Here is a 26,142-nt window from a genome sequence, read left to right as displayed (position 1 = left end):
GCGGCGCCGCACTCAGAAGGCGGGGTGCGCGCCCAGGATTTCCGGCGGCGCGAAGCGGACGTCGGCATAGTCGCCGGCGTCGAGCAAGGTCACCGAACCGCCGCCGTTGCTGAAGGTGATGACGAGATCGGCGGTTCCGTCGAAATCGACATTGGTCGTGCGCGCATAACGTACGCTGATCCCGTCGAGCAGGACCAGGCGATCGTGCGCGCTGTCGAAATCCAGCACCAGATCGTCGCCGCCGCTCTTGCCGAACACGAACAGGTCGTCGCCCGCGCCGCCGGTCAGGAGATCGTCGCCCCGGCCGCCGATCAGCACGTCCCTGCCCTCTCCGCCAATCAGCACATCGTCGCTGGCACCGCCGTCCAGCCAGTCATGGCCGTCGCCCCCGAACAGGGAGTCGGTGCCGGTCTCGCCGGTGAGATGGTCGTGCCCTGCCTGGCCGTAGAGCAGATCGGCGCCGTTGCCGCCTGCCAGACGATCTTCGCCGCCGGTGCCGTAGAGAGTGTCGTTGCGGGTGGTGCCGGTGCGGCTGATGCCGTCGGCGATGCTGGTGACGTCCACCTCGACGGTCGCGGTCGAGGTCAGGCCGCGTTCGTCGGTGATCGTGTAGGTGAAGCGATCGACGGCCACCGCGCCGGGCGCCAGCGCATCGAACGCGTCCGCGTCCGCGACGTAAAGCAAAGTGCGGCTCGCCGCATCGAACACCACCGACCCGAGCGTACCGCTGCTGTTCACCGCGGAGATGGACAGCGTCGATCCGGCATCCTGGTCGCTATCGTTGCCGAGCAGCAGGCCCCAAAGATTGCCGGTGGCGGCATCCTCGTCGACGGCGACGCGGTCGCCCGTCGCCACCGGCGCGTCGTTCACGTCGGCGACGTTCAGGGTCAGCGTCCGCTCGACGAACAGGCCGTCGCCATCGGTGGCCCGCGCCGTCACGACGTAGCTCGCCGCCACTTCGTGATCGAGCGGAACCGTGGTCGTGATCCGGCCGGTGGCTGCGTCGACCGCGAAGCGGCCGCCCGCATCGTCGACCAGCGCGTAGGTCAGCGGATCGGCATCCGAATCGCTTGCCGCCAGGGTGCCGACCAGGGTGCCCGCCGGCGCATTCTCGTCGACAGCATTGTCGTCCAGCACGAGGTCGGTCGGGGCCTCATTCGGCTGCGGGATGAAGAAGCGGGCGATCGTCGGATCGTGGTCGGTGGCGCGGGCGCTGTCGGGCAGTTCGGCGTTGATGTGGACGGCGTCGAACGCCGCGCCGGCGCCGAGGCCGCCGCTGACCAGGAAATTGTCGAGCGCCTGCAAATTGCCCTCGAAGAAATAGGAGTAGCGCTCCTCCTCGGGCAGCAGCCGGTGCAGGTTGGTGAGCACGCCCCCGGCTTCGAGCTGGCTGACATTGTCCTCGAACCAGAAGCCGTTGAAGTCGCCAAGCACGCCCAGCTTGAGCGACGGATCGCTTCCCAGCGTCTCGTTGACGTACGCGGCGACGGCCGCGCCCTGGGCGGCGCGGGCACTGTCGCCGGCATCCGCCGGCGGCTGGGCGCTGCCCCACAGGGGATCGCTGCCGCCGCGCGAGGTGAAGTGGACGTTGATCAGCCGCACCGTCTCGCCGTTGAACACGAAATCGCTGACCAGCGGCTTGCGGGTGCCGTTGAAGGCGGAGTCGCCGAGCAGAACCGCGCTGCCCTCGACATAGGAGACACGGTCGGCGTTGTAGAGGTAGCCGCTGCGGATGTTGCCGCCCGGTTCGCCGCCGCTCGAGCCCGCCGTCGCCGGCGCGATTTCGACATAGACGTAATCGGGTCCGCCCGCCGCCTTGATGGCGTCGATCAGCGCCTGCGCCGTCACCTGGCCGGACAGGTCGCCGCCGCTGCCGGGGCCGTCGGCATCCTGGATCTCCTGAAGCGCGATGATGTCAGGCGCCTGCAGGCTGTAGACGATGTTGTCGGCAAGGAGATCGAACTTGGCCGCGCCGTCGCCGACGTCCAGATTCTCGACATTGTAGCTGGCGACGGTCAGGTGGTCGTCGTCGCCGATCAGGGCCGTCGGCCCCTCGGGCGCGAGCGTCACGTCCTCTGTCACCGTCACGGCTTCGCTGACCAGCACTTCGTAGCTGGCGAAGCCGTATGAAAGGATGCCGGTGACGTCGGCGAGACGGTCACCCTGGCTGTGGTCGGCCGTGTAGCCGGCGAACAGCGCCGTTGTCGCGTCGATCTGGATCTTCTCCGGATTATAGTCGCCGTCCGAGATGGTGATACCGCCGCGGTCGTTGACCCCGGTCGCGCCGTCCCCGCCCGAGGCGACCACCCAGGTCTCGCCGAAGCTGTTGCTCGGCGCGACCACCAACGGCGCCTCGATCGTAACCCGCATGCCTTCCAGAGACTCGTAAAAGTCGATACCGTCGGTCGCCGGATCGTAGCTGGAAAGGCCGTCGTCATCGATGATCTCGGTCGGCGGGCGGAGGCCGCTCTCGCCGATCAGCACCGCTTGGGGCAGCGCATTGCCGCTCGATTGGACGGTCACGTGGGTCGCGGTCAGCTGCGTGGTGCTGAGGTTGGTCGGGTCGCTCCCAGGCAGATTTTCGGCGACGGTGCCGCGGACCTCGATCGCATCGCCGGCGACCACGCTCGGCGCGCCGCCGGTGAAGACGAACAGGGCGTCGGAGGTGCGGGCATTGCCGTCGCCGGTCGCGTCCTGCAGGAAGAAGCCGTTGGCGAGCACCCCGGTGACGATGCCGCCGGTGATCACCGGCTGGCCGACATAGGCGGATTGGTGGCTTTCCCCCTGGATCTGGTAGATGCGCAAGGCGGTCGGATCGTCGTTGACGATGGTGCCGGTCGCCGCCCCGTCGCTGATCGCGATATTGCCGGCCGGGTTGACCAGCAGCAGCTCGAACGTCTCATTGGCCTCGCCGATCGTGTCGCCGGCGACCGCGACCGCGATCTGCACCGACGAGACGCCGGGCGCGAACGCGATCGCGCCGGACAGCGGCTGGCCGGCGCCGAGATCGCCGGTGCCGGCGCTGCCGTTCAGGCTCAATACCCAATCGACGCTCGCCTGCTGGCCGAGCCCGCCGGCGCGGGTGACGGTGAAGACCAGCTGCTGGACGCCGCCGTCGCCTTCGATCACGTGCGCATCGCCGACCCTGATCAGGCCGGTGGCATTCGCGCCGACGAAGTCCTGCCCGGCATTGACGCTTCCGAAGCTGGCCGCGCTCGCGCCGGTCCAGCTGAAATCGGCGGCGCTGGCGCCGGTGCCGGTCAGCTGCAGCGACAGGCCGGCGGCGGTGCCCGAATCCTCGGCGACGCCGATATCGGTCGAGGTCAGGCCGGCGGCGGCGCCGTTGGCGGCGACGAACGCGCCCTCGTAGCTGAGGAACTGGACGACCTGGCCGGCGGGATCGACCAAAGCGAAACCGTCCTGCGCCCCGTTCTGCAGGCCGGTGACCGCGAACTGGAGCGTGCCGTAGCCGTCATCCTGGTCGCCGACGATGCCGCCGAGCGCGATGGTGTTGTAGACGGTGCCGGTGGTCGCGCCGGAACTGACGCTGTAGAGGACCAGCGACCAGCCGGCGAGGTTGGTGCCCGCCGGGGCCGCAATCTCGATCGCCTCGCCGCTATCGGTGCCGGCATTGTCGTAATGGATCTCGTTGACGAACGGCGTTCCCGTCACGGTCACCGCATCGTCGTTGACGATCGTGCCCACCGCGCTGCCGTCGGCGACGGTCGCGCCGTTGCCTGGATTGGACAGGGTGACGGCGAACGTCTCGTCCGCTTCGTTGGCGGCGTCGCCGGCGACTTGCAGCGTGATCGTCTTGGAAAATTCGTTGGCGGCGAAGCTCACCGTGCCGCTCAGCACCGGCGACACGAAGTCCGCAGCGTCGGCACCGCCGGCGCCGCCAGGTAGGGTCACGACATAGTCGACCGACGCGGCGACGTTGCTGTCGGTGCCGCGGCTGATGGTGAAGCTGATCGGCACGGCGGCGCCGTCGCCTTCGACGGCGCTGGCATCGGCAATCGAGAAGGCGCCGGGCGTATCGATCACGGTGCCGGAAAAGCTCTGGCCGGCATTGACGCCGCCGGGCGTGTCGTCGGCGATCACCGCCCAGCTGAAGTCCGTGCTGTCGTCGCCGGTGCCGACCCGGCCGATCGCGGTGCCGCTGGCAGTGCCCGGCTCCAGCACGCCGACCGAGACGCTGGTCATCCCGGCGGCGGGGCCATTGGCGGCGGTGAAGCTGCCCTCATAGCTGAGGAACTCGACGACCATTCCGTCCGGGTTGACCAAGGCGATCGCATCGGGCGCGCCATTCTGAATGCCGTCGGCGGGATAGGGAAAGCTCAGCGTGCCGAAGCCGTTCTGCTGGTTCGGGATCGTGCCGGTGAGGCTGCGCGTATTGTAGCTCTGTCCGTTCGCGCCATTGTAGAGCACCAGGCTCCAGCCGGTCAGACTGGTGCCTGCGGCCGCAGCGATCTCGATGAACTCGCCGGTATCGGCGCCCGCATTGTCGTAGTGAAATTCGTTGATCCACACGCCGGCCATTGCCATCCCCTCACTATGTTTTTGCTCCGCAGCACCCGGTGCGCTTGCGGCTTATCCTTGGTCCGTCGGGACAAGAAGCCGATGAGAATCAGCCGATTACGTAGTATCACCGACTTGTGACACACGCATGTCAGGAATTCGTGCCGGGCCAAGCGGAATACCCTCGAGCGGTTCGGGCCAAGGCTCATCGTGAGCGGCTGCGAAGGCGAGCCAAGCCATCTTTCTGTTGTTGCTGAAGCCAGGAGGGGGCTTCGACAGGCTCAGCCCGAACGGAAGTGGATGGCGGTTGCGGACCTACATAGAGGAGCATGGTCCCAACCGTTCGGGCTGAGCGTGTCGAAGCCCTCTTCTTCTTCCTTTGATGAAGTCGTCCCGCAACCCATGCCCTTCGCTCTTGCATCCTCTCACCCGTCGTCGCGTTCGTCGACCATGACCACGATCATCGGCACCGCGGGCTGGAGCCTCCCCCGAAGCGTCGCGGAGCGCTTCCCGCCGGAAGGCTCCTCCCTCGAACGCTACGCCGCCCGTTTCCGCGGCGCCGAGATCAATTCCTCCTTCCATCGCCCGCACCGCGCCTCCACCTGGGCGCGCTGGGCGGAAAGCGTGCCGACCGACTTCCGCTTTGCGGCCAAGCTCCCCAAGACGATCAGCCACCAACAGAAGTTGGTCGGCTGCGAGCATCTGGTCGCGCGCTTCCTGGAGGAATCGGCCGGTCTCGGCGACAAGCTTGCGATCCTGCTGCTGCAGCTGCCGCCCAAGCTCGCCTTCGATGCCGCACCGGCAGAGGACTTCCTGGCCATGCTTGGGTCCTACACAATGGCCCGCATCGTCTGCGAACCACGCCATCCGAGCTGGTTCGAGGATGAGGCCGGGTCCTTGCTGGTCCGCCTCGGCGTCCCCCGGGCGGCGGCGGATCCGGCGATCGTTCCCGCCGCTGCGGTGCCGGGCGGCTGGCCGGGCCTGGCTTACTGGCGGCTGCACGGCTCGCCCGTCATGTACCGGTCGGCCTACGGCACCGAGCGGATCACGGATTATGCCGCTCGGATCCGAAACGTCGCGGCTGCTGAGCGCTGGTGCATGTTCGACAACACCGCGTCGTCGGCGGCCACTGGCGACGCGCTCGATCTCGCGGCGCGGCTCTATTAATCCCGGCGAACGCGGCCCTCGGCGGTCAGATTGGCCTGCGCCTGCGCCGCGTCGACCGCCGCCTCGATCTGCGCCGCGGTGACGCTGCGCGGCGCCGGCTGCGGCGACGCCCCCGCGTCGAGCCCGATCGCGGTCGCCAGCGCGGCGAGCGTGAAGGCGGTGAAGAAACGGATCATCTGCATTTCCTTGGCTCCGGAACGTCTCTGTCCCTGTATGAAGCCGGAATAGGCGTCCTCCGCGGCAACCGCATGTCGCGGGGCGGGCGAAATGGTTTCAAATGTTTCAGTTGGTCAGCGCAGCCAGCTGCCCAGCGCATTTCGCAGAGGATTGGCGGGGTCGGCGAGCAGCTTCACGGTCAGCGCCAGGCACATCAGTACCAGCAACGGCCGCACCGCGCGGCCGCCGAAGCGCATCGCCGCATGGGCGCCAACCTTGCCGCCGGCGATGCTTGCCGCCGCCATCGCCAGGCCGAGCAGCCACAGCACATGGCCGCCGATGATCATCGCCAGCAGGGCCGCGAGATTGCTTGCGAGATTCAACAACTTGGTGTGGGCGACGGCGCGGACGACGCCGAGTCCGGCCAAAGCGACCAGCATCGTGGTGAAAAAGGATCCGGTCCCCGGCCCGAAGAAGCCGTCGTAGAAGCCGATACCGGCGCAGAAGAGGAACAGGCCCACCGCGCCGATATGGGTATGCCGATCCTCCTCGCGCATCCTGGGGCCGATCAGGAAGTAGATCGCCATCGCGATCAGCAGCAGCGGAATGAACCCGGCGAGGAAGGACGGATCGACCCGCTGCACGGTGAACGCGCCGAGCGCCGCGCCACCGAACGATGCCGCCGTCGGCACCGCGAACCGGCGCAGATCGACATGGCCGGCGCGGGCGAAGGTGAAGAAGGCGGTCGCCGTTCCGAAACTGCTCTGCAGCTTGTTGGTGGCGAGCGCCGCAAGCGGCGGCACGCCCGAAGCGAGCAGCGCCGGCAGCGTGATCAGCCCGCCGCCGCCGGCGACCGCGTCGATGAAGCCGGCGACGAAGGCAGCCGCCATCAGAAAGGCGACGAGATCGGGGCCTAGATGCATCGCACCGCCCTAGACCATCGCGCCGGATGAACCACCCGCCATTTCCCGCACACATGATGCGCGGGGTCCGACGCAGCCCCGACCCGCCGTTGCGCGATATGGGCGCGCTTCCCCCTCCACGCCCGACCAAGGCAGTGCCTTCACGAACGGAACGAGCCCGGACCCTCGGGGACGAAGGGCCGGGCTCGAACGTCGCAGCGCCTGTTTCAGGGGCACTGCGGGGCAGCTTTGGGGCTTTTGACACCGGCCCGTCGCCCAGCCGCCAAGGCTGGATCATCGGTCGCGCTCGGCCGCCGGACGGCGGACCGGTGTCCCCGACCCCCCGGGGTTCAGGAAATCCAGACGCGGCCGTTGGTCGCGGGGATGCGGGCGCCGTTGGTCGGCTCGGCCGCACCGTCGATCTCGGCTTCGTAGCGGGCCCAGCGGGCCTCACGCTCCTGGACCAATCGAACGCCTTCGCGAAGCACTTCGCTGCGGGAGCCGTAGCGGCCGTTCTTGACTGCATCGGTGATGAAATTTTCGAGCTGCTCGCCCAGATTTACGCTACTTGCCATTACCCTTCTCCCATCTGAATATCGTCGTCGCTGTCGCCCAGCGGCGCGTCGCCGCTTTCGGATCCTGTGCCCGCCCCCGGCTGCGACCAGGGCAAGGGCGCCTGAGGCCAATCGGCTCCGTGCGCCCACAGCGCAGGGATCCAGAGCGTCTGCCGCTCAGGCGCCGACAAGACCGAGCTCCTGTTCCACCGCCGCCTTGTCCTCGTGGCTGTGCCGTTCGGCGATGCCGCCGTCGTAACGGCCATCGGCCGTCGGCCCCGCGGTCGGAAGGAAGCTCGCATGCACCAGCAGCAAAGCTGCGGTGAGCGCGAAACCGGCAAAAGCGGACTTCATGGCGTTGCTCCTTGCTATGAGAAGCAATCTCGCCCCGGCGTGTCACCGCTCTATGTCGCCGCCTGCGGAGAAGTGTTTCAATTGTGTCGGCGGGGCTGGTCCCTAGACACGCGCACCAACATCCCCCGCGCGTCGCGGGAACGAACCCGATCCCCCTCCCCCACCCGTTCAGGCTGAGCCTGTCGAAGCCCTTCCCTTCGCTGAGGAAGCTCGAACAAAGGCCTGCGACATAAGGGGCCCCTCGCTTGGCCCGGAGACCAAGCAGCCCAATCGTCCGCGCGAATCCAGGAACGGCAACGGCGCGAGAGCGCTCACCGCCGCGCGGCGCGCACCACGACTGCCGTCGACAGCAGAATCGTACCGACCAGCCCGCCGATCGCCAACAGTCCGGCGGGGCTGATCTCGGCCCGTGCGTGAAAGCCGAAGCCGCCGATCCGCGCCTCCACTTCGGCGCTCTCCCGCGCCGCCAGCAGGCGCGGCAGCGGCGGCGGCCCGGCGGCTGCCATCGCGGGCACCCCGCCCGTCTCCCCGGCGTCGCTCCCTGCGACATCCCCCTTGCTCTTCTTGCTCATCGCCAACCTCCATCCAGCCCGGGCCAACGCCCGAGCGCAGCGCGCGTGCCGCTCCCCGGGCGGGCACTTGGGAACCCCGACCATCGGCCGGCTGGCGCCGCCGCGCCTGCTCCTTTATGCCCGGGGCAACGCGAAGGGAGAGTGTATGGCGGATCTGGACAGGCGCGACCTTCTGATCGGGCTCAGCGGGCTTGCCGCCGCGGCGAGCGCCGGCGCCTGCCGCGCCGCCGAGCCGCCCGCGCGCAAGATCGGCTATGCGATCGTCGGCCTCGGCTATTACGCCACCCGGATCATCATGCCGCAATTCGCCAATTGCCGCTTCAGCCGCCTCGCCGCTCTGGTCAGCGGCGACCCTGCCAAGGCACGAACTCTTGCCGCCCAGTACGACGTCCCGGAACGCTCGCTGTACAGCTACCAGACGTTCGATCGGATCCGCGACAATCCCGACGTCGATGTTGTCTACGTCATCCTGCCCAACAGCATGCACGCCGAATATACCATCCGGGCGGCGCAGGCGGGCAAGCATGTCGTCACCGAAAAGCCGATGTCGGTCAGCGTCGCCGAGGCCGAGGCGATGATCGCCGCCTGCAGCAAGGCAGGCAAGAAGCTGGCGGTCGGCTATCGCAGCCATTTCCAGCCGCACAATCTCCACGCGATCAGGCTGGTCCGAGACGGCGCGATCGGCCGCCCGCGCTACCTGCTCGCCGAACACGGCTTCGTCCAGGGCGATCCGACCAAGTGGCGCCTTAAGAAGGCGCTCGCCGGCGGCGGTTCGCTGATGGACATGGGCGTCTACTCCGTCCAGGCGGCCCGCTATCTCACCGGCGAGGAGCCGGTCGCGGTCACCGCGCGCAGCACCACCGATCGCAAGGACCCGCGCTTTGCCGAGGTCGAGGATCTGAGCGCCTGGACGCTCGAATTCCCGTCGGGCGCGATCAACCACGGCATGTCGTCCTACAGCTCCAACCACAATTTCGTCCGCCTGACCGGCGACAAGGGCCGGATCGAGCTCGAGCCGGCAACGCCTTATGAAGGCCAGACGCTGAGCCTCACCCGGGACGGCCGCAAGGAACAGCTCACCCCGCCTCCCGGCCCAGCGGTCAACCAGTTCGTTGGCCAGCTCGATCACATGGCCGAATGCATTCTCAACGATCGGCAGCCGCTCATCTCCGGCGAGATGGGCCTCCAGGACATGCGCATCGTCGACGCCATCTACCGCTCGGCGGCCGGCGGCGGAACGATCAGGCTTTGATCCGCCGCAAGATCGCGCCGGCGGACATACCGGGGCGTTCCTAACCCGTCAGCGCGCCGAAGGCCGGGATCTCCGTTCGGGAAGGCGCTGCGCGGAGGGCAAGCGCCGCCCCGCGGCCGAACGCCAGAAACGCCGCACACCTCCCACACTCGTCATCCCGGCGAGGGCCGGGATCTCCGTGCGGAAAAGCGCGGCGCAAAGGGCAAGCGCCGCCGCTGCGAGCGGCCGGGAACGAACGCGACCAACCCGATCCTGCGGCAGACTTCCATCTCGATCCGGCTTATCGCTCCTTCGCGGCTTCGCCTGCACCGTTTTGCACCTTCGTCGCAGCCAGACGGAGACAAGCTTAAAGGAATGAGACGCGCGCAATGCCAGGTTCGATGCGCCAGGACGATCGCGTCAGCGGCGCTTGGCCGTGAAAAAGCCGATGCCGGCGCCGACCACGGCACCGAAGATCGGCCCGACGAACGGCACCGGGATTGCGATAAGCGCTCCCACCCCGGCCGCGATCGCGGTTCGCTGCGCCACAGGATTGTCGAACATGGCAGTCTCCTGGTCAGAGGGTGTACTATGCAGATAATACACATGTCTGTCCACGGCTATTCTGCCAACTCTCCTGTCGCGGTTCGCCCACCGCCTGTCATTCCGACGAAGGCCGGAGTCTCAAGCCGGGAAGGCTCCGCGCCAAAGGCCGGCTCTACCGGAAAACCTCCACGACGGGAGGGCTCTTCCGGCCTATCAGCACGAGCATCCAGGGCACCCCGACAAGACCAAGCAACGGGATGAACGAGACCAGCGCCCACCAGCCCGACCGACCTGCACGTTTGAACAGGATGTAGAACGGCGCGAACACGATCGACGACAAGATCAGCGACGGAGCAATCTGCGCAATCATGACAAGATCCATGGCGTGCCCCTCATGCTCGGCGGTGCCCGGCTCCTGCCACACCCGAAGTCCCAGGGCCAGACCGCCGCGCGATCTTCGCAGCGGGCCGGCTCTCCACCTTTGCCGCCGCGAGGTGGGCCGCCGCGAGTGCTACCCCGCTGCGAGCCAGGCGTCGCTGCAGACGAGAATGAGATCCCGCCGGGCGGACGGCGTCCTCAGATGGTCTTCGACAGCCGCCCGGTCCTCTTCGGGCAAGCGCCGGATGATCGCCGCAACACTGCGGCACTGGCCTGATCGGGCCAGTTCATAAGCACGTTCGACCGCGGCAGAGCTCGTCATGGGTGACGGCATAGCGTCCGCACCGCGTTCAGGCGAATGCCCATTTCTCCGTCGCGCCGAAACTGCGACACTTTGGTTCGCCGCCGCGGCGTTCGAAGGTCCGGTCCGCGCAACGGCGCGTCGCTACGGTGTAGGCACCGGCGGATGCCGAGCCCGGCTTCGACACGATGCCGCCGTCCGCGCAGGCTTCGGACAAGACCAGAATCACGGCGAAGATAGATGGGGCAGCCAGTCGGTCCCGCTTGCTCGAGCCGCCAGGATCCCAACAGAAGCGTCCGAAATCATTGCTCGGTTTCGAAGACGAACGTAGGTACGTACCTACCTTGTGCCTTGCGTGCCACAGACTGGATCGCGGCGTCGGAAATCGTCGGCAGGCGATGCGAACGGCCCTTGCCAGCGAGAGATTCACCGCTCCATTTCTCCGCTCGGAGCCCGGAAACGGGCGGAGGGGAAAACCGAATGCAACGATCTTTGGGCCCGCTTCTTGGCGGATTGTCTTTGCTCGCGCTCTGCGCATCGCCGGCGTCGGCGCAGACCGGAAGCGACGCCGATGACGCCACCGCCGCACCGGACGCGATCTTCGTCACCGCACGCAAGCAGGCCGAGACGCTGCAGGACGTGCCGATGGCGGTGACGGCGATCAGCGACACTGAACTCGAGCGGCGCGGCGTTCAGGACGTCAACGACCTCACGGCCGAGGTGCCGGGGCTGTTCGTCGCGCCTGGCAGCGTCAACAACAGCGCCGATTTCGCCTATCTGACCATGCGCGGCGTGGGCTTCAACGCGGGCCTGGAGCCTGCCGTCGGCGTGTTCGTCGATGGCATGTACCTGCCGCAAATGGGCTTCGACACGAGCTTCCTCGACATCGCCCGGGTCGAGGTGCTGCGCGGCCCTCAAGGCACCCTGTTCGGTCGCAACACACAGGGCGGCGCCGTGAACCTGGTGACCCGCATGCCCGGGCCAGATCTGCGCGGCCGCCTCCGCCTGGAAGCTGCGGAATTCGACAGCTACTGGCTCCAGGGCGTGATCAGCGGCCAAATCGGCACCGGCCTCTATGCCGGCATCGGCGCCGAGCACCGCCGCTCGAACGGCTTTCTGCACAACATCGTCAGCGGCGACCGGCAGGGCTGGTATCGTCAGAGCGCCCTGCGGGGAACGCTGCGCTGGACGCCGAGCGACACAATCGACGTGGCCTTGATCGGCGATTGGAGCGACCGCGATTATAATGAGGCGATCCGCGGCGTGCGCCTGGCGACCCGCCGCTACGAAAGCGTCGTCGATCAGGACTCACCGGACCGCAAGGACAATCGCGGGGCACAGCTCAACGTCACTGCGCAGCTCGGCGGCGGCATGACCCTGACCTCGATCAGCGGCGCGCGCTACACGAGCTCGGACGTGTTCACCGACATGGACAGCCGTATCACCGCCCAAAACCCGGTGACCCTGCCGGCCGCGCCGCCGCTTGCCGCCACGCCGCAAAGCTTCCGCGGCGCGACTCTCGACGTCGAGATCCAGCAGCGCTTCGTCAGCCAGGAGCTGCGGCTGAACGGCCGCGCGGGGCCGATCGACTGGCTTGCCGGCACCTATTTGTTCGACCAGCGGCAGGATCAGCGCCGCGACCGTCGGGTCGGTCGCGGCGTCGCGCCATTCCCGGCTGCGCTCTACATCTACGAGGATTATCGGGACGATCGCGATGGCATCGCCGGCTTTGCCAACGCGATCTATCATGTGACCGACAGGCTGGAGGTGACCGCAGGCGGGCGATGGTCGCACGAGAAAGTGGAGGGAACGGGCCAGCGCGTCCAGGTGTTCGGCCCGCCGGTCAACTCCGTCCAGCCGGTCGTTCGCGACGCCCGCGACGATTTCGACAATGTCTCCTGGACGGGCTCGATATCGTACCGGCCGGCGGCCGACATCCTGCTCTATGCCACCTATGCGGAAGGCTGGAAAGCGGGCGGCATCAATCGCTTCCCCGGCAATGCGGCCAGCAACCTGCCCTACAAAGATGAATCCTCGAAGAATTACGAAATCGGCGCGAAGACCCGCCTGTTCGATCGGCGTGCCACCTTCAACGCCGCGCTCTACCATATCGACATCCGCAACCAGCAGCTGATCAACGTCATCCCGACCGGCGGGCCGACCCCGGTCAGCGTCGTCGAAAGCGCCGCGCGTGCCCATGTCGACGGCGCCGAGATCGAGGTCGTCGCCCATCCCTCCGATCAGCTTCAGCTGCGCGGATCGGCCTCCTATTCAAGGTCCCGGTTCGATGATTTCGTACGGGTGTTCACGGCCAGCGACCGTACCGACTTTTCAGGCACTCCCTTCGAGAACGTGCCGGAAACGACATTGTTCGCGGCCGCCGATTACGCCTTGCCGCTCGGCCGCGACCGCCGGATCGCATTGCACGCGGAGTATCGCTACGTCGACGCGATCACCTATCAGGACAATACCCGCGCCTCCCGCTCGGGCGACCAGCTGACCGCCCCCGCTTACGACCGGGTCGACGTCAGCGTCAGCTACGAAGGGCCGGGCGGTCTGCGCCTGACGGCCTTCGTCGACAATCTGTTCGACACGTTCGACTACAGTTTCCCGTCGAGCGATCCGCTGCTGGGCGGCGACCTCTTCGTGGTGCCGCTGCCCCCGCGCCAGTTCGGCCTGCGCGCCGCCATCGATCTGTGAGGAGAGCGAAGATGCCGCGCCGTGATCCGCGTCCCTACACACCGTCCCCTGCCGTTGCCGCCGCGATTCCGGATGCCTCTGGCAACGGGATCAACGGCCTTGGCGAGCGGGAGCCCCGCCGCGCCTCGCCGATGTTCTGGCATCCGTCGGACCAGCATCCGTTCGGCGCCCTGCAGGCGGTCGCCGGCGCATCGTGCCGGGTGACGGAGGAAGCGCGCGACGCTTTCGCCGCCGCTTATGATCACCCGCCCCTGGAGCCGATCGCGCCGGACCGGGCAACCCGGTCGCCGGAGGCATGGACGACCTTGGCACGAGACTTCGCCCTCGCCAACGAGGCCGATCTGTTCGGGGCCACGCCGCTCAAGGAGCACCATGTCGTCGAGGGCTATGCGATCGAAGAGCCGAACGTGATCATCCTCGGCGTATCGCACGATTACGAACGGCTGCGCCAACTGCCGAGCACGCCGGACAACGGCGCCGGCATCGCCGAGGTCGGCCGCCAATATGCCCGCGGCACCCGAACCGCCTTCGCCCTGGCCAACTGGATCCGGCGCCAGGGCTTCTCGGCACATGCCTATCCCGGACCGCGCGCGTCGGCGCTGCTGCTGATCCCGCCCGCGATCGAGGCCGGACTGGGCGAGCTCGGGAAGCATGGCTCGCTGATCAACCGCACCTACGGTTCGAACCTTCGGCTCGCCGGGGTCACCACCGACATGCCGCTTGCGTTCGGCCGGTCGGAGACGTTCGGCGCCGACGATTTCTGCACCCATTGCCGGGTGTGCGCCGACGCCTGCCCGCCCGGTGCGATCGGCGACTCCAAGCAATGGGTGCGGGGTGTCGAACGCTGGTATGTCGATTTCGACACGTGCATTCCCTACTTTGCCGACAATGCCGGGTGCGGCCTCTGCATCGCCGTCTGTCCCTGGGCGCGGCCCGGCATTGCCGACGGCCTGCTGGCCAAGATGGCGAGACGCCGGGCCGCCAGCGGCGACGGCTGATCGCGCCGGATACGTGCCGGTCGCTACCTGCCATCGCCGCGCGAAGCCGGGGTCGATGAGAACGTCCGTCTTGCGACGAACCATCATGTGCCGACGGGCGTCAGGTTCGGCGCGACCGTTTGACTTTTCGGCTGACAGGCGCCTTTCTCGCCGGCACCGCCCCGGGGCCGACCTTTCCGGACGTTCCGGATCGGGCCCTCAGCTATGTCCTTGGGTGAGCCGAAAGCATTGGGCCAGGCGATCGACCACCGGCCGATAGCGCTGTGTCGCAGCCTTCGAATATGTCAGCTGAAAGGTGATGAACTGATCGTTTCGTGCGAACGTCTTGGCGTAGAAGAGCCGTGACCCGCCGTTGGTACCGGAGACGACCTCCCACCCCGGCCGCGTCACCCGGTAAGTGATTTTGCCGTTCCGTCCGATGAAGGATCGGACTTGCGCCGCGAATTCGGCGGCAAGGCTACGGTCCAGGACGTTGTTCGTGCCGAACGCGCGCAACTCGGCGCCGTCGCGTGCCTTGAAGACCTGTCCGTCGCCATTGTCGGCTTCCCCCTGCGCCTCGAACAGGCCCGACGGGTAGCAGATGGCGAAGCCGTACCGGACATTGATGTAGGTCTTCCACCGGTCGGGCAGAGCGGCGGCAGAAGCCGGATGCGCAGCTGTGGACAGGGCCAGCGCCGCCAGGAGCAGAAGGGCACGCATCCGAGATGCGATGCCCTGACGGCCGGATGCGTGTCAACGTGCGCGGTTCGAACGGTCCATCTTTCCGATCAAGCAATTGCGCTGGCGAGCACGACCTCTGCTTTCGCCTCGCGGGCAGATCGTGCGGCCGTGCCCAAGGTCGGTTCGCTGCGCGGCAGTCGGACGCCGAGCAGGCCATCGACACCGGTTGCGGACCTCTCGCGGCGTTGTAAGCTGCCGTTTCTTCGAACGGGGCGAACAATGGGATATTCCATCTCGTGGCTTGCTGTCAGGAACATGAGCAAGGTGAAGCTTCTGCGGCGCCTGCAGCTGACGGACACGGGCGAGCCGGATGAGGATAACGAGGCACCTCTCTCGGCCGCCGACCTCCCGACGGGCTGGGCGATCTTGTTCTCGAACGATTTCAGCTTCGGTTCGAGGACGGCGCTGACGGTTTCGCTGGCCGAAAACGAGGTCATCGTCTGTCAGGCGGACGAGCACGTCATGTTCAGTTCGGTCAGCTTCTTCTCGAAGGGGCGGCAGCAATGGTCCGTTGCCCATGATGCACAGCAGGATCTCCGCCACCTGGAGGGCATCGGCGCTCTTCCGGAGCAACTCTCCGCGATTAGAGTCCGCCTGATGGACCAATTGGAGGAAGAAGGCGGCGACGGGAGCGAAGTCGATTACACCTTCGAAATTCCCGTCGAGCTGGCTGAGCATCTGACCGGGTATCGACACGATCGCGATGATCATTCGTCGGGGAGGCCGAACTTCACTGCGGTGGTCGGCAACGGCGGGGACGCGCCGAAGGCCGGCCGACTGCGCCGCCTGATCCACGTTTTTCGAGCGGGCCGCGGCTGAGACTTACCGGGGCAGGCGGCGGCTAAGGAAAAGGTGCGAAAGCCGGCTAACCCACGACCTTCTCGATGGCGTCGGCCAAGCGCAGATCTCGCCCGCCCGCAACGGCGCCGGCGATGACCGCATTCGGCTTGCCGGCGCGATCGAAGACGAGGACGCGCGGCACGCTGAGCTGATTCACCCGGGTCAGCTTCAGGAAATCCGACTGGTCGAGCATCGTAAGGCCAAGCTGTTCGGCGGCGGCGTCGCGCAGGAACGCAGGCCCTTTGGCGCGCTCCACTTCGGGGTCGCCGATGTTGAGATACACGATGTTGAGCTTGTCGCGACCATAATGTTGGCGCAGCCGCGCCAGCTCGCGCGCCTCCATCTTGCACGGGATGCACCAGCTGGCCCACGCTGCAACGAGTGTGGGAGTACCTATTGGCGCCGCCTGTGCGAGCGTCGTCTCGGGCTTGCCGTCCGGCCGGATCTTGATCGATCCCGCGTCGGCGAGAGACATGGGCAGCGTGCCTTTCACCTTCTTCATCTCCGCGGCCAGTTTCGCCTTTTCTGCCGGCGTCAGGCTTGCATAGGCGGCCTTCGCCTCGGCCAGCTTCTTCGCCATAGCCGGGTCCTGACCGGCAACGTCTTCGCCTTCCACGGCGGGTTTCGCCTTGGCTTGCGGCTCGGATCGACGTTCGCATGCCGACAAGCAGCCGGCGGAACCGGCCACCAGCATGATGTAAAAGGCTGCCTTGCGCATTTCGCCTCCCTGCAAGCGGACCGCCGCGATGCCGATCATCGTTGCCGTCGGCTCAGGTCGCAATGGAACCCTTTCGAGCGGCAAATATCCAGATGAGGCTGGACGAACGTCCCTGGGAATACCCGAGTTTCTATCCGGACGATCTTCCAGGCCAGCGGGCTCTGCCTTACCAGTTCGAGGATAAGACTTGGGACCCGACCTACTCCGAAGCGATGATGGATGCATACAGGAACCGACGGGATGGCGTTTGCTTTCGAATCGTCGGCGTCGGCTTCGTGGCGCCGCACAAAGCAACGAGCATGTGGCCTGCGGACGAGCAATTCGTCTTCACGAGGGTTGTCGAACTGGACGAGATGCCATCCGAAGAGGAATGCGCACGACGCCCGGTGCGAAATACCCGTAAATGACAATCGCCAGGCGACGCTGCGAAGGTCCGCTTCCGCGCGGCCCCCTGACGTTCGCCGCCGGCGTGCGCCAGGTGAGAACCTAGGACGTGCTTCGACCCTTTCCGGACATTGGCAGATCCTGTTAGTGCCACATCGCAGCTTTAGAGGATGTAGGAAACACTGTGCCATTGTATCTTGAAAACCTACGGATGGCCGGCACCGGCGTAGCACTCGGCCTCCTGCTCTCAGCGCGTTATCTACGTGGCTACCCGGAGTTGGCAGACAAGCTGGATCATCTTCGCGATGGCGGGATTTTGCTCCTCGTCATCGTCACAGGCCTTTCGCTCTGGCAGGCTCGACCGCCTCGCCCAGACAAACGCTTACAAGTCGCCGCGTCTCGGATCTCACGGGAATCAGCTGAATGAGTGCGGAGCAGGCGAACGTCGGATTGCGCGTGAAAGAGCGACGATGGGACGCGGGTGCTAGCCGTAGACGGCTACAGCGCGGTTCCACCCGAATTAGCTGTTCCCGGAGCGATCGACAGAGCCGCGCCGGAGGTCCGGTTACGAACGCCAGGGCAACGCCCATGCGGTACGGCCTTGCGCCGTTCGGTGGATGAGGAGGAGTAACACTAACCAGGCTACCCACCCATCCATCGTGAGCGGATTGCCAGCGTGGGTGTGACATGCTGCTGTGCTCGTCCGTACCACGCGAAGGATAACTGACTTGATTAGGTCCACTTGGATCTTGGCTGCATTGCTCCTCTGCGCGTCGAGCGCGGGACAAGCGAAGCCGATGACCAGCCAAATGGTCGAGGTCGAAAAGAACGTCTCACTCGAGGTGCTCGAATGGAGCGGTTCGGGACGGCCGATGGTCTTCCTCGCTGGGTTCGGCGGGACCGCGCAAGATTTCGATGGGTTTGCGGAGAAGTTCACCGCGGACCATCGCGTGGTTTCGATTACCCGCCGGGGATTCGGCGTATCGAGTCATCCGCTCCCGATCGAGCAAAATTATACACCCGAGCGCCTGGCGTTGGATGTCATGACCGTGATCAGACGCCTGGAACTGAAGCGGCCGATCATCGTCGGCCATTCGATCGCCGGCCAGGAACTCAGCGAGATTGGAACGCGCTACCCCCAGGAAATCGGCGGTCTGATCTACCTCGAAGCCGCAGAACCGCAGGCTTTCTACGGCCCGCACTCACGCGCGGTCTACCCTATCGCAGCAGAGGTCCGGCGTGACCTCGCGCTCCTAGGAACTGCGCAGCCCAGCGACGGCCGGACGCTGGTAGCAAAGCTCAGGCGCGACCTGCTCAGGCTCTCTGATGGTCTGGATTGGTACGAGAAGGCCTTGGAGGGCGCACCTGATCGTCCTGCGACGTCACAGTCGAGCCCACAATTGGCTCTGCAGGCCGCGGTGATGAATGGTTTTCGGCTCTATTCGCAGATCGACGTTCCAATCCTTTCTGTCGTGGCCGTTCCGCCTCGTTGCGACGACGATTGCGACAGCGAGCGCTACCGGCGCCGATCGGCTGAAGTCGCGGCACAGGCAGATGACGTCGCCCGCGCGAATCCGAATGCACAGGTGGTTCGCCTCCCGAACGCCGGTCACTTCATCTGGGAGACAAACCCGCAACAGGTGGAACAGGCTGTGAAGGCGTTCATCGCAAGGGTCTTCGACCACCAGTGAGCTCCTGCGAATGTCGCTTTTCCACCGAGGGTGTGTGAAACACCACTCCACTCCGCCTTGACGCGGTAGAAGATTTCTCCTGAGCGAACGCGGGACCGGCCCCATTGACGAGTTTGCCACCCAAATCCGCTGGTTTCAATGCTTCGAAGCGGCTGCCGCAAGCGAAGCACTACGGCGAATAGAAGATTATTCTACAGTGCGCAGTGCGGAGCGAGTTTTCACACAGCCTGCACCCAACCCGGTCATCCGATCGCTACCGTCAATCGCAGGATCGCGATCCATCGTCCTGCCCCGAAGCGGACATTCGACGGTGCATCGCCGAAGGTCGGCGTCGACCCTCACAAGCGGACATCGCCTGTGTTCCCGCTCCGGGAGCGGAATCCTCTGCTCGCGCTTCAGCCCACCTCGAAGATGTCGAGTTCCACGCGCTCGGCATAGCGGGCGGCTGAGCAGACGAACACGCTGCACGTCAGCCAGGCATGAGGCCCGGGAACAGCCGCCTCGAACCTGGGCGTCGTTCGGAAATAGTAGAGCGAGGGGTCGACCGCCTCACCGTTGGCGATCCGCGCCAGAACCTTCGCGGGCCCTCGTCGGAAGCCAGGGTTGATGACCGAAATCAAGCCGCCATCGTCCGCCTGGAGCGTGTAGCGGGCAAGGATGTCGGCAACACCGTCGGACCGGATCGTCTGCCAGTCGGCGCCTCCCGGCAGGACCTTGCCCGAGAGCCGCGGCCCGCGAACCTCTCCCCCGGTGATCGGAATGACCCGCTTGCGCGCGCCGTCCACGATCCCGAGTTCCTGAGGCGCGCCGATCGAAACCGTCACGCTGAACACGTGGACGAGAGCCGGTGCCGGCCGAGTCCCGCTCTCCCGGGCATGAGCCGGCCCCACGCCCAGACCTGCAAGCATCACGCCCGCGCCAAGCACCGTCCTGCGATCCATCTTTACCCTCTCCATCCCGGAACGAGCGCGATAGCCCTCCGCTCGCCGGGTTCCCCCAGCCCTTGTGCAGGGTAGTTCATGTCCCTCGGCCGCGCTACGCCGATGGTCCGGCAAGACGTGCAATCCGCCCCTCCGGCTGTTCCCTGCCGGGCGCGTGGAACGACGGCGAAGGCCCCTGGTGGCGCCTCTCGACGTTCGGAGTGGCCATGCACCAGCTCGAACTTAGACCGGCTCAGACACGCACGGCCGGCAAGGTCGGAGCCCGCTCTCCCCGGGAGCGCAGGTGCCGTTCAGACGCTCATCAATGCATGGAAGCCGAACCAGAGGAGAAACAACAGCCACGAGCCAGCTCCGATCAAGGCCAGCACGCCCACGAAGCGCCACGCTCGCCGTCCCTCGCGATGGTCCTCACGAACCTTTCGAGCAAGGTAACCCAAGTTCACGAGCATCAGCACGAGCGTCGCCGTCCACCAGAAGATGAAGATCATTGCGACGCCCTTTCGCTACGCTTGTGCTCACTCGAGGGCTATTCGTCGAAACGGGCTGGCTCAAAACCATCACCGAGCGCCATAGCACGCACACCCCACTTGCAGGTCGCACGATCCGTTCCGGAAGCGTCGCCCTCCCTGCCCGAACGGCGCCAAAGCGGGCATTCGGCGCCGCCGCATCGAAACTCGCTTCATTCGCCGGCGCGCATTTGGCTGGCCGGCTCCTCCGGCCGCTTCGTGCTCTTCGCGGCGTTTCCTGTTCTTCGTGCCGGATGTGTCGGGCCTAGCGGCGCACGGCGCCGGCAAGGATCGCACGCGCCAGTGCGCCGACATCGTTCTTTCGCTGAAGGGTCGGCGCTGGTCTTCAGCCCGGGCCGAAGCGAAGCCGAGCGGTGCTACCGATCCAAGTCGCCGCGGCACTCTGCATTCAGATCGAGCAGCTTGCGCCTTTCGCAACTTTCCCTTGCCTCCATGTGGGCCGACATGGTAGGAACGTTCAGGGAACAGGGGCCGGGAGCAAGCATCCTCATGGCCGATCGCTTTCGCCTCGATGCCCACGCCCGAGAGGAGAACGACATGGACGATCACGCCACACGCGTGGAAGCCCGGCCCATCCCGTCCGGTGACCACGGCCACATGGCGGGCCCGCCGCGTTTCTCGCACCACCGCGCATCGCTGCTGCAAGCCGCTTCTGGTTCGCCCGAACCCGCCCCTCCGCCCTGCCGAGCAGACGAAGCCTCCAACGGCGCAGGCGCCGCCCAGGCGATTGCAGGCGCGCAACCGGTCCCCGCAGCATCCCCAGCCTGTATTTCACCTGTTTTAACGGACTCGTTTACCGCCGGCGGGCATGGAGCCTTTGCCACGTCTGCGCCCCCCTGCCGCGCGCCAGCCTGTATTTCGCCTGTTCTTTCGGTCGCCGGCACGCCCCTCCGGTCCTCGGCGCGCCTGATCCCGGTTCGCCGTCAGCCTGTATTTCGCCTGTTCTTTCGGACGCGGGCAGCGCCCCGCTCGCCGCCGATCCGCTCCTCCCGGATCCGGCTTCCACCTGTATTTCGCCTGTTTCCAGCCCAGGCGAGCCCGACATCCACGAGCGAGCGTCCGACGTGGTCTCAGCCGAGGATCAGGACCCTGGTATGTGCCGCACGCACCAGTCGCGACCGACGGCGTCGCCGCGCGCGCTCCCCGGGCGGCGCGCGATCCCGCCCCTGGTGACAAACGCCCGCTCTTCCTCGTCCCGCTTCCGGTCTGATGTCAGCACCGAGACCCGGTGGCGCGCTCCGGCGCGGCGGCTCGGACCGGTCTCCGCCGGGATCGCCGCGGCCCCCGTCGATCGTCACAAAGCTCCGGCGCGGCGGGATCGCGGCGTGAGGATGGTGCCGGATGCGGTCCCGATCGCTTCCCCGCCCCAGGACCCTTTCGGCGCACTGTGACGGCTCGCGCGCCGAGCCTCCGTAAATCCCCGTAACCAGGGCTTTACATCGCCGGTCCGCGTCCCTAAATAGCCGTCACACCCCATAGGCATCGGAACAGGACACGCCGTCGCGCAGCGTGTTCAACGCATTGAGCCGATGGGGAATTCAGGACGCTGAAGCTGCGGTCTCCGGTCAGAGGGACTCGCGGCTTTTTGCGTCTTCAGGCGCGCCCAATTCTGACGGCGAAGGCGAGAAAAACCTCCATGGCGACCACCGCTCCCAAGGCCCCCGAGACCCGCTCGACGGCCTCCAAGCGCATCCGCAAGATCTTCGGAAACATCCACGAAGTCTCCGAAATGCCGAACCTCATCGAGGTTCAGCGCGACAGCTACGAGCAGTTCCTGCGCTCGCGGCCCCAGGACGCCTATGTCTCGGGCCTGGAGAAGACGCTCCGCTCGGTCTTCCCGATCCGCGATTTCGCCGGCACCGCCGAGCTCGATTTCGTCAATTACGAACTCGAGGATCCGAAGTACGACATCGAGGAATGCCGTCAGCGCGGCATGACCTATGCCGCCCCGATGCGAGTCACCCTTCGCCTGATCGTGTTCGAGGTCGATCCCGATACCGAGACCCGCTCCGTGCTCGATATCAAGGAGCAGGACGTCTACATGGGCGACATGCCGCTGATGACGCACAACGGCACGTTCATCGTCAACGGCACCGAGCGCGTCATCGTCAGCCAGATGCACCGCTCGCCGGGCGTGCTGTTCGATCACGACCGCGGCAAGACCCACGCGTCGGGCAAGTATCTCTTTGCCGCCCGCGTTATCCCTTATCGCGGCTCATGGCTCGATTTCGAGTTCGACGCCAAGGACATCGTCAACGTCCGTATCGACCGTAAGCGCAAGCTGCCGGTGACGGCGCTGCTGCACGCGCTCGACATGTCGAGCGAGGAGATCCTCAACACCTTCTACGATCGCGTGACCTTCGTCCGCGGCAAGAATGGCTGGCAGATCCCCTATGTCGCCGAGACCTGGCGCGGCCAGAAGCCGACCTTCGACATCGTCAACGGCGAAACCGGCGAGATCGCCTTCGCCGCCGGCACCAAGATCACGCCGCGCGCCGCCAACAAGGCGGCCAAGGATGGCCTCACCCAGCTCGTCATCCCGACCGAAGAGATTTTCGGCCGTTATTCGGCGTTCGATCTGATCAACGAGAATAGTGGCGAGATCTACATCGAGGCCGGTGACGAAGTGTCGCCCGAAAATCTCGAGCGCCTCGACGCGGCCGGCATCGATCGGATCGAATTGCTCGACATCGATCACGTCAACATCGGCGCCTGGATGCGCAACACGCTGAAGGCCGACAAGGCCGAGGATCGCGATCAGGCGCTTGCCGACATCTACCGCGTGATGCGCCCCGGCGAACCGCCGACGCGCGAGACCGCCGACGCTTTGTTCGCCGGCTTGTTCTTCGATCCGGAGCGCTACGACCTGTCTGCGGTCGGCCGCGTCAAGCTCAACATGCGTCTCGACCTGCAGGTCGAGGACACGGTGACGACGCTCCGCAAGGAAGACATCATCGCGGTCGTCAAGACCCTGGTCGACCTGAAGGACGGCAAGGGCGACATCGACGACATCGACAATCTCGGCAACCGACGCGTGCGTTCGGTCGGCGAATTGCTCGAGAACCAGTATCGCGTCGGCCTGCTCCGCATGGAGCGCGCGGTGAAGGAGCGGATGAGCTCGGTCGACGTCTCGACCGTGATGCCGAACGACCTGATCAACGCCAAGCCGGCGGTGGCCGCGGTGCGCGAATTCTTCGGTTCCTCACAGCTGTCGCAGTTCATGGACCAGACCAACCCGCTCTCCGAAGTGACGCACAAGCGTCGCGTGTCGGCGCTCGGGCCGGGCGGCCTTACCCGCGAACGCGCGGGCTTCGAGGTTCGCGACGTCCACCCGACCCATTATGGCCGCATCTGCCCGATTGAGACTCCGGAAGGGCCGAATATCGGCCTGATCAACTCGCTCGCCAGCTTCAGCCGGGTCAACAAATACGGCTTCATCGAAACGCCGTACCGCAAGGTGAACGACGGCAAGGTCACCAACGACGTGGTCTACCTCTCCGCGATGGAAGAGGGTAAGCACACGATCGCCCAGGCCAATGCCGAGATCGACGAGAACGGCAATCTGATCGAGGATCTCATCTCGGCCCGTCAGGCCGGCGAGTTCCTGATGGCGCCGCGCGACATCATCACCCTGATGGACGTGTCGCCGAAGCAGCTGGTCTCGGTCGCCGCCTCGCTCATCCCCTTCCTGGAAAATGACGACGCCAACCGCGCCTTGATGGGCTCGAACATGCAGCGCCAGGCAGTGCCGCTGGTTCGTGCCGAGGCGCCGTTCGTCGGCACCGGCATGGAAGAAACGGTCGCCCGCGATTCCGGCGCCGCCATCGCCGCCCGCCGCTCGGGCATCGTCGATCAGGTCGACGCGACCCGTATCGTCATCCGCGCGACCGGCGAGATCGAGGCCGGCAAGTCCGGCGTCGACATCTACACGTTGATGAAGTTCCAGCGTTCGAACCAGAATACCTGCATCAACCAGCGTCCGCTGGTGAAGGTGGGAGACGTGGTCAACGCCGGTGACGTCATCGCCGACGGTCCCTCGACCGAGATGGGCGAGCTCGCCCTCGGCCGGAACGTGCTGGTCGCGTTCATGCCGTGGAACGGCTACAATTACGAAGATTCGATCCTGATCTCCGAACGGATCGTCAAGGACGACGTCTTCACCTCGATCCACATCGAAGAATTCGAGGTGATGGCCCGCGACACCAAGCTTGGGCCCGAAGACATCACCCGCGACATCCCGAACGTCGGCGAAGAAGCGCTGCGCAACCTAGACGAGGCCGGAATCGTCTATATCGGCGCCGAAGTGGAGCCGGGCGACATCCTGGTCGGCAAGATCACGCCGAAGGGCGAAAGCCCGATGACTCCGGAGGAGAAGCTCCTCCGCGCCATCTTCGGCGAGAAGGCCTCCGACGTTCGCGACACCTCGCTCCGCCTGCCCCCGGGCGTGGCCGGAACGGTGGTCGAGGTCCGCGTCTTCAATCGTCACGGCATCGACATCGACGACCGTACCCGTGCCATCCAGGCGGAGGAAAAGGATCGGCTCCGCAAGGACGCCGACGACGAGCGCACCATCCTGAAGCGCGCGACCTATTCGCGTCTTCGCGAGATGCTGCTCGGCCAGAACGCCACCGCGGCGCCGAAGGGCGTCAAGAAGGGCGGCGACATCGACCTCGAGACCCTCGACAGCGTCGAGCGTCACGAATGGTGGAAGTTCGCGGTCAAGGATGACCGTGTCCAGGCCGATCTCGAAGCGGTGAAGGCGCAATATGACGATGCCGAAGCTGCGATCCGTCGCCGGCTCGAGGATCGCATCGAGAAGCTGGAGCGCGGCGATGAGCTGCCGCCGGGCGTCCTCAAGATGGTCAAGGTGTTCGTCGCGGTGAAGCGCAAGCTGCAGCCGGGCGACAAGATGGCAGGCCGTCACGGCAACAAGGGCGTGATCAGCCGCATCCTGCCGAACGAGGACATGCCGTTCCTGGAGGACGGAACCCCGGTCGACATCGTGCTCAATCCGTTGGGCGTGCCCTCGCGCATGAACGTCGGACAGATTTTCGAGACCCATCTCGGCTGGGCCGCCCGCGGCCTCGGCAAGCAGATCTCGGAGATGCTGGAAGACATCCGTCATCGCGCCGAAAAGTTCGACGCCAATGATGCGGGCCAGGTCCGCGCCAAGCTGAAGGACATCTACGGCGACCATTACCATGCCGAGATCGACTCCCGTGAGGACGACGAGATCATGGAAATGGCGTCGATCCTCGTCAGCGGCGTTCCGATGGGCACTCCGGTGTTCGACGGCGCCCGCGAGGCGGACGTGTCGGCGATGCTGGAGAAAGCGGGCCTCGATCCCTCGGGTCAGGTGACGCTCTTCGACGGCCGCACCGGCGAGGCGTTCGACCGCAAGGTGACCGTCGGCTACATCTACATGCTGAAGCTGCACCACCTCGTGGACGACAAGATCCACGCCCGCTCGATCGGGCCGTACAGCCTCGTCACCCAGCAGCCGCTGGGCGGCAAGGCCCAGTTCGGCGGTCAGCGCTTCGGTGAGATGGAGGTCTGGGCGCTCCAGGCCTACGGCGCCGCCTACACGCTGCAGGAAATGCTGACCGTGAAGTCGGACGACGTCATCGGCCGCACCAAGGTCTACGAAGCGATCGTCAAGGGCGACGACACCTTCGAGGCCGGCATTCCGGAGAGCTTCAACGTGCTCGTCAAGGAAATGCGGTCTCTGGGTCTCAACGTCGAGCTGAACAGCAACGCCGACGACGAGGACGGCCTCGCCGAGGCGGCAGAATAATTCTCCCTCTCCCCCTGGGCCCCCATCAAAGTAGCACTTTGATGGGACCTGCCGGGGGAGAGGGCCGGGGAGAGGGGCAGTCGGCAAGCGGCGCTGTCTTCCCCTCTCCTTCGCCGCCTGCGGCGGCTCTTCCTCTCCCCTGAAGGGGAG

Annotated in this window: 20 protein-coding genes; 8 read left to right on the top strand and 12 right to left on the bottom strand. The window is 66.1% G+C overall.

The window, feature by feature from the left end; genetic code table 11:
* Window positions 1–12: 12 nt before the first annotated feature.
* Complete coding sequence (locus ETR14_RS18400) at window positions 13–4,539, bottom strand: Ig-like domain-containing protein (RefSeq protein WP_165356517.1); 4,527 nt, start codon at window positions 4,537–4,539, stop codon at window positions 13–15.
* Between the two features lie 429 nt (window positions 4,540–4,968).
* Between ETR14_RS18400 and ETR14_RS18395 the strand changes: the two genes are divergently transcribed.
* Complete coding sequence (locus ETR14_RS18395) at window positions 4,969–5,685, top strand: DUF72 domain-containing protein (RefSeq protein ID WP_129387250.1); 717 nt, start codon at window positions 4,969–4,971, stop codon at window positions 5,683–5,685.
* Here the strand turns inward: ETR14_RS18395 and ETR14_RS18390 are convergent.
* From ETR14_RS18390 to ETR14_RS18375, 5 genes are all read right to left on the bottom strand, one after another.
* The gene (locus tag ETR14_RS18390) at window positions 5,682–5,861 is read right to left on the bottom strand and encodes a hypothetical protein (protein ID WP_129387247.1); all 180 of its coding nucleotides are present in this window, start codon (window positions 5,859–5,861) and stop codon (window positions 5,682–5,684) included. The two genes, ETR14_RS18395 and ETR14_RS18390, sit on opposite strands and share 4 nt — an antisense overlap.
* A 114-nt stretch (window positions 5,862–5,975) precedes the next feature.
* Entirely contained in the window at window positions 5,976–6,764 is a 789-nt protein-coding gene (locus tag ETR14_RS18385) for a TSUP family transporter (RefSeq protein ID WP_129387245.1), read from the bottom strand.
* Between the two features lie 329 nt (window positions 6,765–7,093).
* Window positions 7,094–7,318: a type II toxin-antitoxin system ParD family antitoxin gene (locus tag ETR14_RS18380; RefSeq protein ID WP_129387242.1), complete on the bottom strand. Its 225-nt coding sequence runs from the start codon at window positions 7,316–7,318 to the stop codon at window positions 7,094–7,096.
* 156 nt (window positions 7,319–7,474) lie between these two features.
* Window positions 7,475–7,651 carry a hypothetical protein gene (locus tag ETR14_RS28480; protein WP_165356516.1) on the bottom strand — a complete coding sequence of 59 codons (177 nt, stop codon included), beginning with the start codon at window positions 7,649–7,651 and terminating at the stop codon, window positions 7,475–7,477.
* A gap of 311 nt (window positions 7,652–7,962) precedes the next feature.
* Window positions 7,963–8,223, bottom strand: coding sequence for a hypothetical protein (locus ETR14_RS18375; protein ID WP_129387239.1), 261 nt, complete (start codon window positions 8,221–8,223; stop codon window positions 7,963–7,965).
* 145 nt (window positions 8,224–8,368) lie between these two features.
* Here ETR14_RS18375 and ETR14_RS18370 point away from each other — a divergent pair, with 145 nt between their 5' ends.
* On the top strand, window positions 8,369–9,475 hold the full coding sequence (locus tag ETR14_RS18370) for a Gfo/Idh/MocA family protein (protein ID WP_129387236.1): 1,107 nt from the start codon (window positions 8,369–8,371) through the stop codon (window positions 9,473–9,475).
* Window positions 9,476–9,874: 399 nt separating this feature from the next.
* Here the strand turns inward: ETR14_RS18370 and ETR14_RS28475 are convergent, their stop codons facing one another.
* Window positions 9,875–10,018, bottom strand: a complete 144-nt coding sequence (locus tag ETR14_RS28475) for a hypothetical protein (protein ID WP_165356515.1) — start codon at window positions 10,016–10,018, stop codon at window positions 9,875–9,877.
* Window positions 10,019–10,172: 154 nt separating this feature from the next.
* Window positions 10,173–10,382, bottom strand: coding sequence for a hypothetical protein (locus ETR14_RS18365; RefSeq protein WP_129387233.1), 210 nt, complete (start codon window positions 10,380–10,382; stop codon window positions 10,173–10,175).
* Window positions 10,383–11,159: 777 nt separating this feature from the next.
* Between ETR14_RS18365 and ETR14_RS18360 the strand changes: the two genes are divergently transcribed.
* Complete coding sequence (locus ETR14_RS18360; protein ID WP_165356514.1) at window positions 11,160–13,379, top strand: TonB-dependent receptor; 2,220 nt, start codon at window positions 11,160–11,162, stop codon at window positions 13,377–13,379.
* Window positions 13,380–13,390: 11 nt separating this feature from the next.
* Window positions 13,391–14,377, top strand: coding sequence for a 4Fe-4S dicluster domain-containing protein (locus tag ETR14_RS18355; protein ID WP_129387227.1), 987 nt, complete (start codon window positions 13,391–13,393; stop codon window positions 14,375–14,377).
* Between the two features lie 198 nt (window positions 14,378–14,575).
* Here the strand turns inward: ETR14_RS18355 and ETR14_RS18350 are convergent, their stop codons facing one another.
* Window positions 14,576–15,076, bottom strand: a complete 501-nt coding sequence (locus ETR14_RS18350) for a hypothetical protein (protein WP_129387224.1) — start codon at window positions 15,074–15,076, stop codon at window positions 14,576–14,578.
* Between the two features lie 129 nt (window positions 15,077–15,205).
* Between ETR14_RS18350 and ETR14_RS18345 the strand changes: the two genes are divergently transcribed.
* Entirely contained in the window at window positions 15,206–15,916 is a 711-nt protein-coding gene (locus ETR14_RS18345; protein WP_129387221.1) for a hypothetical protein, read from the top strand.
* Between the two features lie 46 nt (window positions 15,917–15,962).
* Here the strand turns inward: ETR14_RS18345 and ETR14_RS18340 are convergent, their stop codons facing one another.
* Window positions 15,963–16,694 (bottom strand): TlpA disulfide reductase family protein, encoded by a 732-nt coding sequence (locus ETR14_RS18340; protein ID WP_129387218.1) that lies wholly within the window; start codon window positions 16,692–16,694, stop codon window positions 15,963–15,965.
* A gap of 53 nt (window positions 16,695–16,747) precedes the next feature.
* Here ETR14_RS18340 and ETR14_RS18335 point away from each other — a divergent pair, with 53 nt between their 5' ends.
* Both ETR14_RS18335 and ETR14_RS18330 read left to right on the top strand, forming a co-directional pair.
* The gene (locus ETR14_RS18335; RefSeq protein WP_129387215.1) at window positions 16,748–17,062 is read left to right on the top strand and encodes a hypothetical protein; all 315 of its coding nucleotides are present in this window, start codon (window positions 16,748–16,750) and stop codon (window positions 17,060–17,062) included.
* A 774-nt stretch (window positions 17,063–17,836) separates the two neighbouring features.
* Window positions 17,837–18,730, top strand: coding sequence for an alpha/beta fold hydrolase (locus ETR14_RS18330; protein WP_129387212.1), 894 nt, complete (start codon window positions 17,837–17,839; stop codon window positions 18,728–18,730).
* A 395-nt stretch (window positions 18,731–19,125) separates the two neighbouring features.
* Here ETR14_RS18330 and ETR14_RS18325 read toward each other — a convergent pair whose 3' ends face one another.
* Window positions 19,126–19,671: a DUF3237 domain-containing protein gene (locus ETR14_RS18325; RefSeq protein WP_129387209.1), complete on the bottom strand. Its 546-nt coding sequence runs from the start codon at window positions 19,669–19,671 to the stop codon at window positions 19,126–19,128.
* A 290-nt stretch (window positions 19,672–19,961) separates the two neighbouring features.
* Entirely contained in the window at window positions 19,962–20,159 is a 198-nt protein-coding gene (locus tag ETR14_RS18320; RefSeq protein WP_129387206.1) for a hypothetical protein, read from the bottom strand.
* A 1,675-nt stretch (window positions 20,160–21,834) separates the two neighbouring features.
* On the opposite strand from ETR14_RS18320, the gene rpoB reads away from it, so the two are divergent.
* Window positions 21,835–25,992 (top strand): DNA-directed RNA polymerase subunit beta, encoded by a 4,158-nt coding sequence (gene rpoB / locus ETR14_RS18315; RefSeq protein WP_129387203.1) that lies wholly within the window; start codon window positions 21,835–21,837, stop codon window positions 25,990–25,992.
* Window positions 25,993–26,142 lie beyond the last annotated feature (150 nt).

Source organism: Sphingosinicella sp. BN140058 (assembly GCF_004135585.1).
Taxonomy (GTDB): Bacteria; Pseudomonadota; Alphaproteobacteria; order Sphingomonadales; family Sphingomonadaceae; genus Allosphingosinicella.
Note: the sequence above shows the minus strand (reverse complement) of the source record. Positions and strands in the feature narration are given on the sequence as shown.